Source organism: Arthrobacter sp. KKT183 (genome assembly GCF_055657625.1).
In genome coordinates, this window is sequence record NZ_CM145770.1 from 2,169,722 (window position 1) to 2,184,237 (window position 14,516).

12 protein-coding genes are annotated in these 14,516 nt (G+C 64.1%); 5 read left to right on the top strand and 7 right to left on the bottom strand.

Annotated elements, in window-relative coordinates; all coding sequences use genetic code 11:
* The first annotated feature begins 6 nt into the window (after positions 1 to 6).
* Genes ACZ2GY_RS10335 through ACZ2GY_RS10345 form a run of 3 tightly spaced genes read left to right on the top strand, consistent with a single transcriptional unit; the run spans position 7 to position 4,767 of the window.
* Positions 7 to 3,177, top strand: coding sequence for an efflux RND transporter permease subunit (locus ACZ2GY_RS10335; protein ID WP_471671819.1), 3,171 nt, complete (start codon positions 7 to 9; stop codon positions 3,175 to 3,177).
* A 35-nt stretch (positions 3,178 to 3,212) separates the two neighbouring features.
* The gene (locus ACZ2GY_RS10340; protein WP_056548171.1) at positions 3,213 to 4,295 is read left to right on the top strand and encodes an LLM class flavin-dependent oxidoreductase; all 1,083 of its coding nucleotides are present in this window, start codon (positions 3,213 to 3,215) and stop codon (positions 4,293 to 4,295) included.
* Positions 4,288 to 4,767, top strand: a complete 480-nt coding sequence (locus ACZ2GY_RS10345) for a MarR family winged helix-turn-helix transcriptional regulator (protein ID WP_471671820.1) — start codon at positions 4,288 to 4,290, stop codon at positions 4,765 to 4,767. The genes ACZ2GY_RS10340 and ACZ2GY_RS10345 overlap by 8 nt, the downstream gene beginning before the upstream one ends.
* Before the next feature lie 87 nt (positions 4,768 to 4,854).
* Here ACZ2GY_RS10345 and ACZ2GY_RS10350 read toward each other — a convergent pair whose 3' ends face one another.
* Positions 4,855 to 5,658: a transglutaminase-like domain-containing protein gene (locus ACZ2GY_RS10350; protein ID WP_471671821.1), complete on the bottom strand. Its 804-nt coding sequence runs from the start codon at positions 5,656 to 5,658 to the stop codon at positions 4,855 to 4,857.
* A gap of 91 nt (positions 5,659 to 5,749) precedes the next feature.
* Here ACZ2GY_RS10350 and ACZ2GY_RS10355 point away from each other — a divergent pair, with 91 nt between their 5' ends.
* On the top strand, positions 5,750 to 6,673 hold the full coding sequence (locus tag ACZ2GY_RS10355; RefSeq protein ID WP_471671822.1) for an oxidoreductase: 924 nt from the start codon (positions 5,750 to 5,752) through the stop codon (positions 6,671 to 6,673).
* A gap of 128 nt (positions 6,674 to 6,801) precedes the next feature.
* Here ACZ2GY_RS10355 and ACZ2GY_RS10360 read toward each other — a convergent pair whose 3' ends face one another.
* A complete protein-coding gene (locus tag ACZ2GY_RS10360) occupies positions 6,802 to 7,584 on the bottom strand; it encodes a hypothetical protein (protein ID WP_277358562.1) in 783 nt (260 codons plus the stop codon).
* A 133-nt stretch (positions 7,585 to 7,717) separates the two neighbouring features.
* On the opposite strand from ACZ2GY_RS10360, the gene ACZ2GY_RS10365 reads away from it, so the two are divergent.
* Entirely contained in the window at positions 7,718 to 8,572 is an 855-nt protein-coding gene (locus tag ACZ2GY_RS10365) for an alpha/beta fold hydrolase (protein WP_471671823.1), read from the top strand.
* On the opposite strand, the gene ACZ2GY_RS10370 is transcribed toward ACZ2GY_RS10365, so the two are convergent.
* From ACZ2GY_RS10370 to ACZ2GY_RS10390, 5 genes are all read right to left on the bottom strand, one after another.
* Positions 8,534 to 9,682, bottom strand: a complete 1,149-nt coding sequence (locus ACZ2GY_RS10370; RefSeq protein ID WP_471671824.1) for a cysteine desulfurase family protein — start codon at positions 9,680 to 9,682, stop codon at positions 8,534 to 8,536. The genes ACZ2GY_RS10365 and ACZ2GY_RS10370 overlap by 39 nt on opposite strands.
* Entirely contained in the window at positions 9,679 to 10,608 is a 930-nt protein-coding gene (gene nadC / locus ACZ2GY_RS10375; RefSeq protein ID WP_346028131.1) for a carboxylating nicotinate-nucleotide diphosphorylase, read from the bottom strand. The genes ACZ2GY_RS10370 and nadC overlap by 4 nt, the downstream gene beginning before the upstream one ends.
* Positions 10,605 to 12,146 carry an L-aspartate oxidase gene (nadB, locus tag ACZ2GY_RS10380; RefSeq protein ID WP_471671825.1) on the bottom strand — a complete coding sequence of 514 codons (1,542 nt, stop codon included), beginning with the start codon at positions 12,144 to 12,146 and terminating at the stop codon, positions 10,605 to 10,607. The genes nadC and nadB overlap by 4 nt, the downstream gene beginning before the upstream one ends.
* Entirely contained in the window at positions 12,143 to 13,444 is a 1,302-nt protein-coding gene (gene nadA, locus ACZ2GY_RS10385; protein ID WP_471671826.1) for a quinolinate synthase NadA, read from the bottom strand. The genes nadB and nadA overlap by 4 nt, the downstream gene beginning before the upstream one ends.
* Positions 13,445 to 13,510: 66 nt before the next feature.
* Positions 13,511 to 14,230: an NUDIX hydrolase gene (locus ACZ2GY_RS10390; RefSeq protein WP_277358568.1), complete on the bottom strand. Its 720-nt coding sequence runs from the start codon at positions 14,228 to 14,230 to the stop codon at positions 13,511 to 13,513.
* Positions 14,231 to 14,516 lie beyond the last annotated feature (286 nt).

The window sequence follows — 14,516 nt, forward strand, 5'->3', positions numbered from 1 at the left end:
GAACCGATGTTCCGTTTGGCGCAGCTATCCCTGGCGAACCGCGCACTGATTGCCCTCATCACCGTGTGTGCGGCGGTGTTCGGTGTGATCGCCATGGGTTCCCTGAAGCAGGAGCTCATCCCCTCGCTGGAGTTCCCGCAGATCACTGTGGTTTCCTCATTGCCGGGGGCCGGGCCGGAGTACCTGGACAAGCAGGTCAGCGAACCGTTGGAAAGTGCCCTCAGCGGTGTCGAAGGCCTTGAATCGTCTTCGACGACGTCGCGGAACGGCGTTTCCACCGTCAGCTTGATGTTCGCCTACGGTACGGATCTGGACCGCGCCCGAGGGCAGGTGGACCGCGCCATCTCGACCGTACGTTCTGCCCTGCCGGACGACGTTGAGCCGCAGTCGTTGGCCGGAAGCATCAACGACCTCCCCGTTGTCTTCATGGCCGTGTCCTCAGACCGCTCCCTGAGCGAACTGGGCGAGGAACTGACGAGGCTCACGGTGCCGCGGCTTCAAAAGGTAGAGGGTGTTCGCAGCGCCGAGATCACCGGCGGTGCCGAACAGCACATCTCCATCCTTCCCCGCCAGGAAGATCTCGCTGCACAGGGACTATCCACCGGCGACATCATCGACGCCCTCGAAAACAACGGCGAGCTGTTTCCCATCGGCACCCTCGAGGAGGGCGAACGTTCCCTTACGATCCAGGCGGGCAGTCCCGTGCAGTCGCTGGACGACATCCGCGCCCTGCCGATCCTGCCACCGGAAGCCAGTACAGGCGCCACCGACCCGGCAACAATTGGGGAGGTTGCGGAGGTTTCAATAGCCGACGACGACGCCACGTCCATCACGCGTACCAACGGCACCGAAACACTCGCGCTCACGGTAACGAAGGTTCCGTCCGCAGATACCGTGACTCTCTCCAATGCGGTGACTGCCCTGATCCCCGAGCTTGAGGCTGAACTGGGCGACGGCGCGAATATCACGGTGATCTTCGACCAAGCGCCCTTCATCGAGCGTTCCATCGCCGACCTCACAACCGAGGGGCTGCTGGGGCTGGGCTTCGCCGTCGTCGTTATTCTGGTCTTCCTTCTCTCCGCGCGGTCCACGCTGGTGACCGCAGTGTCCATCCCGCTGTCGCTGCTGATCACGTTCATCGGGTTGTGGGCTACCGGCTACTCGCTCAATATCCTGACGCTCGGTGCGCTGACTATTGCGATCGGCCGGGTCGTTGATGACTCGATCGTGGTCATTGAGAACATCAAGCGTCACCTCAGTTACGGCGAGGACAAACGCTCGGCCATCCTCACCGCCATCCGCGAGGTTGCCGGCGCCATTACAGCTTCCACGCTGACCACGGTGGCGGTTTTTGCCCCGATCGCCTTTGTCGGGGATCTGGCGGGTGAGCTGTTCCGGCCGTTTGCGTTGACCGTCACGATTGCGCTGCTGGCGTCCCTGGCTGTGTCGCTGACAATCGTCCCGGTGCTGGCCTACTGGTTTCTGCCGCGGACGCGGATCGCAGCCGATCAGGCAGATCCGGCGTCGGCTGCGACTGCTACGGCGGAGCAGCGGCACCGCGCTGAGGAAAAGGAGCAGCGGTCCTGGCTCCAGCGGGGGTACCTTCCCATCCTCCGGATAACCCAACACCATCCGGTGTGGACTGTGGTGGCCGGAGCGCTAGTGCTTGCCGGAACAGTGGCGCTGGTTCCCTTCATGCAGACCAATCTCCTGGGCAACACCGGTCAGAACAGTTTCAGCGTCATCCAGCGCCAGCAGCCGGGGTCAAGTCTTGAGAACACCGTTGCCGAAGCGGGGCGCGTGGAGGAAGCGCTGGCCGGTTTCGAGGAGATCCGTGACGTGCAGGTCACGGTCGGGAACGCAGCGGGGGCAGTCGGAGCCCGTTTTTCCGCCGGCGCTTCCACCGCGCAGTTCACCGTGACTACCGAGGAGGACGCAGACCAGCAGCAGCTGCAGAACGAGGTTCGCTCCGCGCTCAACGAGCTTGAGGGAGCGGGCGAGATCTCGCTGTCCAACCAACAGGGTGGATTAGGGACGTCGAGCACGGTGGACATCAATATCACTGCTCCCGAACCGGACGTCCTCGCTAAGGCAAGCGAGGCCGTCGTCGCCGCCATGCAGGGGGTGCCGGGAGCTCGCGATGTGACGTCGAACCTCGCCGCCGCCCAGCCGCAAATCCAGGTGAGCGTGGACCGGAACGCGGCGGTGGAGGCAGGGCTGACCGAGGGCCAGATCGGCGCGCTGTTGGGCGGCAGCATCAGCGCCGTTCCGGGAGGCACCGTCCGGCTCGATGCCACGGATTACCCCATCCTGATCGGTGAGGGAACGGAAATCACCAGCGTGGACCAACTCCGCAATCTCTCGTTGCCGACGCCGGCCGGGCCAATCCCGCTGACGGATGTCGCCACGGTGGAAGAGGTCCAGGTTCCGCTGACGATCACCAGTTCAAACGGCGAGCGGACAGCGCAGGTTTCCATCACGCCGTCCCAGGACAATCTGGGCGCACTGACGGCGTCCGTCACTGAGCGGCTGGACGCCGTCACGCTGCCAGCCGGGGCCACTGCCACACTGGGCGGCGCGTCCGAACAGCAAGCTGATTCCTTCGGCCAGCTCTTCCTCGCGCTCTGGGCGGCGGTGGCGATCGTGTACGTGATCATGGTGGCAACGTTCAAGAGCCTCATCCAGCCGCTTATCCTCCTCGTCTCGGTTCCTTTCGCGGCCACCGGTGCGATTGCCCTGCTTGTTCTCACGGGAATCCCGCTCGGGCTGCCCTCACTGATCGGCATGCTCATGCTGGTCGGCATCGTTGTAACGAACGCGATCGTGCTCATTGACCTGATCAACCAGTACCGCCGGCCGCAGAATGGTTCGCCGGGGCTGAGCGTTGCCGATGCAGTCACCCGCGGGTCCAGGCAACGTCTTCGTCCCATCCTGATGACGGCCCTTGCAACGGTCTTCGCCCTGACCCCGATGGCCCTCGGTCTGACCGGAGAAGGCGGGTTCATCTCCCAACCGCTTGCCGTCGTCGTCGTTGGGGGTCTTGTCTCTTCGACGCTGTTGACCCTGGTACTGGTTCCGGTGCTCTACCGCCTCATCGAAGGCCGGCGGGAGCGGCGTGCTGCGGTGGGTCGTGAACGGGAACAAATCCCGGAGCCTGCTGGTTACGGGGTACAGTAGATGCAAATGCATGTACTTCTAGGAGGAGGAATCCCATGCAGATCGGTATCTTCAGCGTCGGGGACGTAACGGTTGATCCCACCACCGGCAAAGCACCGAGCGAACACGAGCGCATCAAGGCCATGGTGACCATCGCCAAGCACGCCGAAGACGTCGGCATGGATGTCTTCGCGACCGGTGAGCACCACAACCGGCCCTTTGTTCCCAGCTCCCCCACCACCATGCTTGGCTATGTGGCAGCGCAGACGTCGCGGATCATCCTCTCCACCTCGACCACGCTGATCACCACCAATGACCCGGTCAAGATCGCCGAAGATTACGCGATGCTGCAGCATCTCGCCGATGGTCGGGTGGACCTGATCCTGGGACGCGGCAACACGGCGCCCGTCTACCCCTGGTTTGGCAAAAATCCGCAGGACAGCGTGGACCTCACCGTTGAGAACTACCATCTGCTGCGCCGGCTCTGGGACGAGGACGTGGTGACCTGGGAGGGCAAGCACCGCACCCCCCTGCATAACTTCACCTCCACACCCCGGCCGCTCGACGGTGTTGCACCCTTCGTCTGGCACGGCACCATCCGCACGCCGCAGGTCGCGGAGATCGCCGCCTATTATGGCGACGGCTACTTCGCCAACAACATCTTCTGGCCGAAGGAGCACTACCAACAGCTGATCTCGCTTTACCGCGAGAGGTACGCCCATTACGGCCATGGCACACCCGAGCAGGCAATTGTCGGGCTCGGCGGACAGTTCTTCATTCGGCCGAAGTCCCAGGACGCCGTGAACGACTTCCGCCCCTACTTCGACAATGCACCGGTTTACGGGCACGGGCCGTCGCTGGAGGACTTCACCTCGCAGACACCCCTGACCGTCGGCAGTCCGCAGGAGCTGATTGACAAGACGCTCTCCTTCCGGGAGTTCTTCGGGGACTACCAGCGCCAGCTGTTCCTCGTGGACCACGCGGGACTTCCGCTGAAAACCGTCCTGGAGCAGTTGGACCTGTTCGGCTCCGATGTGCTGCCCACGCTGCGCAAGGAATTTGCTGAGCGCACGCCGGCCTCGATACCCGCTCCCCCGACCTTCGAGAACCGGCTGGCTGCGGTGTCTGCCCATGCCTGAGTCTCCGGCAACACCGCTGCGCCTCACTGCCGACGCCTGGGAGTCCCTCTTCCGGGCGCAGGTGGCGGTGATGCGCAGACTCCGGCGGGATCCTTCCTTTCAGACGCTCGCCATCGGGGAGTATGACGTCCTTTTTAACCTCAGCCGCTGTCCCACCGGTTGGACACGGCTCAACGAGCTGAACAGCCATCTGTTGATCAGCCAGCCAAGCCTGAGCCGGATGGCTGAGCGCCTTGAGCACAAGGGCCTCGTGCAGCGCAGGCAGGCGCCGGATGATCAGCGCGGTGTGCTGTTGTCACTCACCGACGAAGGCCGTCGCCTGCAGCGCGAGATCGGTTCGGCACACGTGCGCGCCATCCACGCGCTGCTCGGTCCCCTTCTGAACGAAGAGGAAATGGAACAGCTGTTGACCCTGACCACCAAGTTCCGGGCGGGCCTGGAGCACGACGACGGCGCTCACCGGCCGGACTGAGCGCCACCTGTCGTCGGTTTCGTCGGTTTCCGCTCGCTTCGCTCCGCTCTCGGCTGGCTGAATAGCCGGACGGCCGGCCGCTCTACGCTAGCCGAGCTGGACCGGCGAGGTGCCGTCGTCGTCGTGCAAGGTGTCTGCCACAGCGGTGACCTGCAGCGTGTCCAGGGTGAGGCTCCCGCCGACCGTGGAGAGAAACGCGGTATCCGAGGCGTCCCGCCCGGTTGCGATGCGCAGCAGGTTGGTCCGAGGAGCGAGCCCTGTTGCGTCGACGACATGCCACGCTTCGTCCACCCAGGCCTCAACCACCGCATGGAAGTCCATCGGATTCAGGCCGGGAGCATAAACGGACACCAGGCGCGCGGGTACGTCCTTGGCCCGCAGCAGCGCGATCACCAGATGGGCGTAGTCGCGGCAAACTCCTCTGCGGTCAAGCAGTGTCTGCGTGGCACCGTCGGTTGGCCGGGATGATCCCGAGACATAACTGATGTTGCCGCTTACCCAGGCGCGCACAGCGGCCAGCAGCTCGCTGCCGTGCAGGTTTCCGAACAGACTGTACGACGTCGGCAGCAACCGATCGGATTCACAATATCGGCTTGGGCGGACGTACCGGATGAGGTCGGCGTCGTCCTCCTCCGGCGCGGCAGCTGAACCCCGTACCTCGGCCCGGTAGGTCAGTTCGAGCACCGACGGCTGCTCGAGGGTGAGCGTGTGGAGGATCCCGCCATGGCTGTCCCGGATGGGGGTTGGCGCTACCGGTTCCCCATTGGCTGTGACCTCAAGGACTTCGTTCACCGCTGAATACCCGGAGTTTCGCGCCACCGCTACGGAAAAGGCCATTGAGGTGTTGGCCCGGGTATTTGCGGTGAGACGAGCCGTGACTGATCGATTCATTCCGGTAGCTCCTGGCGGATGTCGATGAGCGGTGAACGGTGCCGGTCTGAAACACTGGCTGTAACACGGTACGACGAGAAAGGCGCCCCTGGTGAATCGCTCTACCACTGACAGCTCCGCAAACCACCGCCTGGACGGCCTGACCGCCGTTGTGACCGGCGCCAACAGCGGGTTGGGGCTACAGACCGTCATCGATCTGGCCCAGCGCGGGGCGTCGGTGGTTCTGGCGTGCCGCAGCGAGGAACGCGGAGCGGCCGCGCTGGAGAGGGCACGCATTGCCTCAGGCAGCGGGTCACTGACGCTGCGGCAGCTCGATCTCGGAAACCTGGAGTCGGTACGTTCGTTCGCTCGAGACTGGACCGGCCCCCTGGACCTCCTGGTCAACAATGCCGGAGTCATGGCCACACCATTGAAGCGCACAGTTGATGGTTTCGAGCAGCAGTTCGGCATCAACCATCTGGGGCACTTCGCACTGACCGGCCTGCTGTTGGACTTCCTGCGGCAGTCTCCGTCCGCGAGGGTTGTGACGGTCTCTTCCCTGGCCCACAAGCGCGGACACATCGACTTTTCCGATCTGAATTCCGATGCCCGGTACCGTGCCTGGAAGGCCTATAACCAGAGCAAGCTCGCGAACCTCATGTTCACCATGGAACTCGACCGGCGGGTACGGGCGGCCGGTTGGCCGCTGATCGCAGTTGCCGCCCACCCGGGTCTGTCAACGACCAACCTGACGGCCGGGATGCGCGGAGCAGCCGTGCTCGATCTCATGGGCGGATTCTTCCGGATCATGGGCCAGTCGGATGTGGACGGCGCACAGCCTATCCTTCTTGCAGCAACCGGCCCGCACGTTCATGGTGGTGATTACTACGGCCCGGATGGACCGGGCGAAACCCGCGGGAACGCCGTGCTGGTCGCTCCGGCTCCGTCAGTCCTCGACGAGGGTGTTGCTGCGAAGCTCTGGGCGGCGAGTGAAGAGCTGACCGGTGTGACGTATGCGGGGCTTCCTGCCGCCTGATCCCTGCCCTTGAACCGAACGCGATAGTAAGCATGCTGCCCGCTGACGTGAGCAAGGCCGTCTCCGAGTAGGTCGCGCTCGCAGAGCTTCACGCTAACGGAGCTTCCAAGCAGGAAAGCGGCGCCAGGTCAGCTCGCAACCTGGAGGGACATGATCATCCGGCGGATCCGCTCGAAGTCCTCCTGATCGAATCGCTTCTGGGCCTCGGCGATGGTCGCAAATGATTCCGTCCGCGAGCCGACCTGCGTCGGATCCAGTGCCTGGAGCTGGATGCCGTCGCCGAAGGCGTACAGGCCGATGTGCTCCGGTCCCTGCACTGTGTTGTTCAGGACACACGCCGCTCCATCGGCTCCGCCCACCATGTCCGTGATCCCATACGAGCTGAAGAACCGGTAGCCCTGGATGAGCCGCACAACAAAGCGCGGCTCGATCGAGCCCTCTGCCTCTGCTGTGGATGGAACATCAACCGGCTCGCTGGTCAGAACGATGTACGGGTTCGCTGCCTCCTCGCCGCATTCCTCGGAGGGCGGGATGATTCGGGTATGCAGCTCTGCCATGCTGGCGCCCTCCGCGTTCGACACGTCGAAGTGCAGGCCTCCCTCGTCATACCCCTCACCCGGATCTTCGATCGGCTCCACCGTCCAGTCCTCGGGCACCTCGAAACTGACAAGTCTCTGTTCGTCGGTGAATGCGGTCCATCCATTCCCCGGCGCCGTCCGTTCCGGGAGCATGGGAAGCGCAACGGGAGTAGGGCTGGCGCTTGCCGAAGCCGGAGCATCATTCGTTGCACTTGCAGCAGGACTGGCAGGCGGCCGGTCGCCGACAACGAAGTCGTCACAGCCGGTGATGGTGGCTGCGACGGCGAGAATCAGCACAGCCCCCAGCGCACGGGACCCGACGGTGCGTTTCATAACAGCTCCTTTCGAATGACCTGATGTCCACTCTATGCAGTGAAGCACACCACTTCGGAGACATCCGCGGCGGGAGCGGCGCAGAATCACCTACATGAAGCGGTTCATCCATACATCCCTGGGATCAGTCGCAGTGCGCATACGCCCGGCCCATTCGAGTGCCCGGATCACACCGAACACCCCGCCATGGGTTCTGCTGCATGGCGCATCGGGCTCATGGCGTACGTTCCGTGAGCTCGTTCGGAGTCCAGTGCTGCCGGACACCTGCGACCACGTCATGATTGACCTGCCGGGCTGGGGAGAATCCCCCGGCATGCTGCCCTTCACGGTTGAGCAGCAGGGCAGGGCCGTCGCCGAGGTCCTGAGGGGTCTCAACTACCGGTCCTGGTACCTCTTCGGGCATTCGATGGGCGCGGTATTGGCGCTGGACATTGCGGCGTCGCATCCGGAAGAAACGCACGCCGTCGTCGCTCTTTCACCAACCGCACTGACAGCCGGCGCCGCCCTGAAGCACCCGCTCCGCCATCCCTCCATGGCACCGCTTCTTGGCATGTTCGGACTCATGTTTATTCTGCGGATACTCGGGAGAGCAGCCCCCTGGCTACTGCGTCGGGCAGAGCGCGCGGGATTACTGAGGCTCGTCCTTGGCCCGTTCTTCGCCGCCCCTTCTGACCTGCAGCGCCCCGTGTTCGCTGACCTTGCGCTCGATGCGCGGCCGGCGTCCTTCATTGCTGCAGCACACGCTCTGAAAAAGTACGACGCCGGCACCTGGCACTCCATCACCGCCCCCGTAGTTCTCGCTCGCGGCAGCAAGGACATCTTCACCCCGCCCGGCGAGCTGCGTTCCCTGGCTGCCCTCATGCCGCATTCACAAAGCGTGGTGCTGAACCGCACCGGACACTTCGCGCAGATAGAAAATCCAGCCGAAACGGCAGGGTTGATGACGGCCTTACGTGCGGCTTCCAAGACTCTGGATGCTCCTGACTGAAGCGACAACCGCGCGCCCGGCGAGCGCAATCTCTGCATCACTCGTTGCGGCCGTCCACGACAACCGCAGTGCTGTCTGGGCGATGTCCGGTCCCAGGCCCAGCGCCAGCAAAACCGCCGAGGGCTCGCTGGCGCCGGCCGCGCAGGCCGAACCGCTTGAGGTCACGACTCCGGCGCGCTCCAGTTCCAGCAGGATCGCCTCGCCGCTGGCGCCCGGAAAGCAGAACGAGGCAATATTCGGCAACCGCTGCTCCCGGTGACCCGTCAGGAGTGCGCCCTCGACCCCCTTAAGTACGGCGCTGATCAGATGGTCACGGCGCAGGATCGAGGCCGCTGTATTTGCGGTACGCTCCTGCTGGGCAAGCTTCAAGGCAGTCGCCATGGCCACCGCACCCGCTACATTCTCAGTACCTGACCGCTTCCCCCGCTCCTGCCCGCCTCCATGAACGAGCGGTTCCAATGGAAGGCGCGAGCGGATGAACAGAACACCACAGCCCTTCGGCGCGCCGAGCTTGTGACCCGAGATGCTGAGAGCGTCCACGCCGAGCTCTGCACTATCCAGCGGCAGCCATCCCGCCGCCTGCACTGCATCGGTGTGGAAGGGAACGCCCTGTTCCCGGCAGATCGAGGCCAACGCTGGAATTGACTGCACCGTCCCCACCTCGTTATTCGCGTACATGATGGTGCACAACGTGGTCTCTTCCGTGAGGACAGCGCGGAGAGTCGCTTCCTCCACCAGTCCCTCCGCGGTTACAGGAAGAAGGGATATCCGGAAGCCGTGAAACCGCTGCAGATAGTCCAGCGTTTCCAGGACGGCCGGATGTTCGATTGCGGATGCAACAATATGCTTCCCCTTCGGACGGGCCAGGGATATGCCCTTGATTGCCAGGTTGTCAGCCTCTGTGCCGCCCGAGGTGAAGACGACGTCGTTCGGTTTGCAGTTGAGTTCCCTGGCCACCAGACGGCGTGCGTAGTCGAGAGCGCGCGCGGCCGATTCACCGACCGTATGGGAACTCGACGGATTACCATAGTCGGTGGTGAGCAGCGGCCACATCGCTTCGAGTGCCTCCCGGCGAACCGGAGTGGTGGCCGCAGCATCGAGATGGATCACCGCACGCTCCCGGGAATTTCGCGGGTGGAGCCGGAGCCGTCCTCCCGCGCAAGCGCATCGATATGGATGTCCAACCCGAGGTCCAGTGCCTTGACGCTGTGGGTGAGCGCACCGGACGAGATAATATCGACGCCGGTGCGCGCAATAGCGCCGATCGACTCGAGCCGGACGTTGCCGCTTGCTTCCACCAGCGCGCGCCCCGCGACCTGCTTCACTCCACTGGCCAGATCCTCGAGGCTGAAGTTGTCGAGCATGATCGTGTCGACGCCTGCTGCCAGCACCGGCTCGATCTGATCGAGCCGGTCAACCTCGACCTCGAAATGGACGGTATGCGGCAACCTGGCCCGCACTCCCCGGAGTGCCTCCGTAAGGCCGATCGCACCGCCCTGGGTCAGTACCGCAAGATGGTTGTCCTTGGCCATCACTGCATCGGACAGGCTGAAGCGATGATTGGCCCCTCCGCCGCAGCGCACCGCATGGCGTTCCAGGACGCGCAGTCCGGGAGTTGTCTTGCGGGTATCGACCACGCGCGCACCGGTCCCGGTTACTTCCGCAACAAATCTGCCGGTGAGCGTAGCGATACCGCTCAGTCGCTGCGCCAGGTTCAGGGCGACCCGTTCAGCGGTGAGGATCGACCGGGCGGGACCGGACACCGCAGCAAGCGCAGCGCCGGCGTCGAAAGCGTCGCCGTCCCGCACACTGAACGTGACGCGGATCCGCGGGTCGGTGAGTCGCATGGAAGCCTCGATGACCTGCTTTCCGCAGAAGATGCCTGGTTCGCGCGCTACAACGACCCCCTCGGCGTGTGCCTCCTCCGGAATGAGTACCTGCGAGGTTATGTCTCCCCACGGCGCGTCCTCGGCGAGCGCGGCTGCGACAATGCGGTCGACGTCGGCCGGGGATGGTCTGGCCGGTGTGAAATTCACGGAGCTCTCCTCAGGATGATGGGGCTGCCCTCGGGGGCGGAGGTGTCGGGAAAATCTGCTCGGTAATGCGCTCCACGCGATTCTGCGCGTGCCAGCGCAGACGCTGCGACGAGCCGGGAACAGAGGAGCAGATTCGCGGTCTCCCGCTCCGCGACAGAAGTGCCGTTCGAATGCCAATCGGCGAGTTGCTTCGAGGCAATACGGAGCCCCGCATCCTCGCGCAGGATGGAGACGTGGTCGGACATCACCCGCTGCACGTCAGCGCGGGCCGCGCGTACCGAACCGGGCGCCAGGCTCAGCGCCTCCGCCTCGACCGCCGGCCACTGCATGCGTTCTGCGGCGATCGCTTCCGCAGCCCGCGCGCCGAACACCAGTCCCTCCAGCAGCGAGTTGGACGCGAGCCGGTTGGCCCCGTGCACTCCGGTTCGGGCAACCTCCCCCACGGCGTACAGCCCAGGTACGGACGTCCGTCCTGCAGTGTCCGTCACCACTCCGCCCATCCAGTAGTGGGCAGCAGGGACAACCGGGAGCAAGTCGCGTGTCCAGTCGAAGCCTGCACGCGCAGTCACTGCGCTCAACGTCGGAAACCGCTGAGCGAGGAAGTCCGCACCGAGGTTCGTCGCGTCAAGAAAAACTTCCTCCCCTCCGGTCCGCGCAAGATGCAGTGCGATGCTGCGGGAGACAACATCACGCGGAGCAAGCTCACCGGCAGGATGATAATCAGCCATGAACCGACGCCCTGAGGCGTCCCTCAGCACTGCGCCCTCCCCACGCACCGCCTCGGAAATGAGCGGATGCCCGGCGACGTTCAGCGATGTCGGGTGGAACTGGAAAAACTCGAGGTCAGCCACCGCCGCGCCGGCGCGCCAGGCCGCCGCGACGCCGTCGCCTGTGGCCACGGACGGATTGGTGCTGTGCTGGAAGAGCCCTCCCGCACCGCCTGTCGCAAGCACAACCGCGTCAGCGGAAACTACACGATGGACACCGTTCTGCACGACGACGGCGCCGGTTACCCTCCCGTTGTCCCTGACGAGGTCCGCGGCAAAAGCGTGCTCCCACACGCCGATGCCGGGATCCGCCTGAGCGGCACGGACGAGCGGAGCCGCGATTCCCGCCCCGGTGGCATCCCCGCCAATATGTAGAATCCTTGAGGCTGCGTGCGCGGCTTCCCGACCGACTGCGAAATCACCATCCGCGGAGCGATCGAAGAGTGTTCCAAGATCCACCAGCCTCTGAATCTGGGCGGCCGCCTCCGAACAGAGAATGCGCGCGGCCCGTCGGTCGCAGTGCCCCGCTCCTGCCGCAAGGGTGTCGGCTACATGCGACTCGATGCTGTCATTCTGCAGGCCTAAGCGGCACTCGCCGGCCTGGCCCGGCTCAGGAATCACTGCAGCAATCCCGCCCTGTGCGTACCAGGTGTTGCTCTCGACAAGCGCGCCCTTGGCTAGAACGGTGACCTGCGCATCAGTTCGCCGGCGCACCTCCAGCGCCGTGTACAGCCCCGCGATTCCGCTGCCGATGACGAGGACGGCGGTCACGGTTTGGCCGCCAGCATTCGCTCAAGCGCTACCCGTGCATCCGACGCCACGTCGGAGTCGACTCCGATTTGATTGCGGACCACTCCTGCGACCAGTCCCTCAAGCACCCATGCCAGATAGCCCGGATGGATCCGGTACATGGTCGAGCACGGGCAGATGACGGGATCCAGGCAGAAGATGGTGTGCTCGGGATGCTCCGCGGCGAGTCTGTTCACCATGTTGATCTCTGTCCCCACCGCGAACACGGAACCCGGCTCTGCCGCAGCGATTGCCTTCCGGATGTAGTCCGTTGACCCGGCTTCGTCAGCGGCGTCCACAACGGGCATGGGGCACTCCGGGTGCACGATGACCCTCACCCCGGGGTAATCAGCCCGTGCCTTCTCGATCTGGTTCACGGTGAAACGCTTATGCACGGAGCAAAAGCCGTGCCAGAGGATGACCTGCGAATCCAGGAGCTCCTGCTCGGTGTTGCCGCCCAGCACCTTGCGGGGGTTCCACATGGGCATCCGCTCGAGCGGCACCCCCATGGCTTTGGCTGTATTCCGGCCCAGGTGCTGATCCGGGAAGAAGAGAACGCGCTGGCCCCGCTCGAACGCCCAGTCGAGCACTGTGGCAGCGTTCGACGACGTACAAACGATGCCGCCGTGGCGGCCACAGAAGGCCTTCGACGCAGCTGAGGAATTCATGTAGGTGACCGGGATGACCGGTTGGCGGCCGGCGTCGTCGGGCTCTGTTCCGAAAAGCTCCTCGAGCTGTTCCCAGCAGTCCGCCACCGAATCGGCGTCAGCCATGTCCGCCATCGAGCATCCCGCGGCAAGGTTCGGCAGAATGACAGTCTGGTCAGGACTGGACAGAATGTCAGCGGTCTCCGCCATGAAATGCACTCCGCAAAACACGATGGCTTCGGCGTCGGGCCGGGTTAGCGCCGCGTTGGCGAGCTGAAAGGAATCTCCCACGAAGTCAGCGTGCTTGACGACCTCGTCCCGCTGATAGAAGTGGCCGAGGATGACAAGGCGCTCGCCCATCGCTTCCTTTGCTGCGAGGATCCGCGCTTCGAGCTCCACCTCACCGGCCCGCTGGTATTCCTCTGGAAGCACCTCCTGCCGCGGCGTTGAAACCGGCGCCGTGTCAGTCATCGAAGCGCCGGGCCCGTAGTCCGGACCCTGATTGGAGACGCCAGGCATGTCGAACTCCCATGGTCCCCTCGCGAGGTCCGGGCTGCAGGTACCACCGCGTGCGCTTGACCGCTCGGCGTCCTGGCGGGACATGAGTTGGATGGCGGTATTAATGCTCGTCATGGTGGTTCTCCCTGATGGAAACGGGCTCCGGTGAGCCGGTGGGTGTTTGGTGGTCTGGGCGTGCCTTCAAGGCGAGGCCGGCAGGGGTTGCCTGACACTGCCGTCCGGGACGGGCCCGGCATAGCGGTAGAGCCGCGGTGGCCGGTGCCGTGTGCCCGTGAGGTGCTCGTCAGTAGGTTCGATGTGCGGAGTTGAACGGAGCTGCCGACGGAAGTTGGCGGGGTCCAGTTCCTTGTCGAGCACCGCCTCGTATACCTCCCGGACCTGCGCAAGCGTGAACCGTTCGCCCAGAAGGTGGTAGGCAATCGAGCCGTACTCCATCTTGTTGCGCAGCCGCCAGAGCGCGTACTTCACGATTTCGTTGTGATCGAAGGCGAGCGACTCCAACCGGTCCGCGCGGAACCACCGAACGTTCTCGGATTCGCGCGTCAACGCTGCCTCGTCCGGTTGAACCAGCGCCCAGTACACGATCGACACCAGACGCTGCCCCGCAGACCGGTCCAGGCCTCCGAAGGCGTACAGCTGCTCCAGATAACGAGGTGCAAGCCCGGTGGTCTCGAGGAGGTTGCGCGATGCCGCATCCTGGAGCGACTCTGAGTGCGCCAATGGTCCACCCGGCAGCGCCCACTGGCCAAGGTACGGCTGGCGAATTCGCCTGACCAACGGCAACCACAGCGTTGGCCTGCCCGAGGACTCACTCGGGCGCAGGGCGAAGATCACTGTGGAAATAGCCAACGACGGCGGCTGCACGCGTCGTTCGGAGACGTTCGCTGAAGTTGCGCTCATGCTGGCTCTCCCTTCACCCTCCGTACTTATAGTCATTATGACTATAAGTAATTCTAGCGCGGCACCTCGATCGGCGCCGAATTGATGCGCTCCATGACGGACATGCCGGAAGATTCCGGGAATGACAGCGAAGCACTATCAGCCAATTTGCATCCGGGCAGAAGCGGTGACTAAAGTCACACGGGTTGGCCACTGCTGGCCGGGCGGCGGAGATCTGTTCAATGAAGCACAGTTCTCTGCCGCTTTTTCTTTTCGTACGAGTCCCGGCAAGGGACGCTAGAGTTCA

Coding starts and splice junctions, on each gene's coding strand:
- ACZ2GY_RS10335 (WP_471671819.1), top strand. CDS start 7: ATGTTCCGTTTGGCGCAGCTATCCCTGGCGAACCGCGCACTGATTGCC.
- ACZ2GY_RS10340 (WP_056548171.1), top strand. CDS start 3,213: ATGCAGATCGGTATCTTCAGCGTCGGGGACGTAACGGTTGATCCCACC.
- ACZ2GY_RS10345 (WP_471671820.1), top strand. CDS start 4,288: ATGCCTGAGTCTCCGGCAACACCGCTGCGCCTCACTGCCGACGCCTGG.
- ACZ2GY_RS10350 (WP_471671821.1), bottom strand. CDS start 5,658: ATGAATCGATCAGTCACGGCTCGTCTCACCGCAAATACCCGGGCCAAC.
- ACZ2GY_RS10360 (WP_277358562.1), bottom strand. CDS start 7,584: ATGAAACGCACCGTCGGGTCCCGTGCGCTGGGGGCTGTGCTGATTCTC.
- nadA (WP_471671826.1), bottom strand. CDS start 13,444: ATGACGAGCATTAATACCGCCATCCAACTCATGTCCCGCCAGGACGCC.
- ACZ2GY_RS10390 (WP_277358568.1), bottom strand. CDS start 14,230: ATGAGCGCAACTTCAGCGAACGTCTCCGAACGACGCGTGCAGCCGCCG.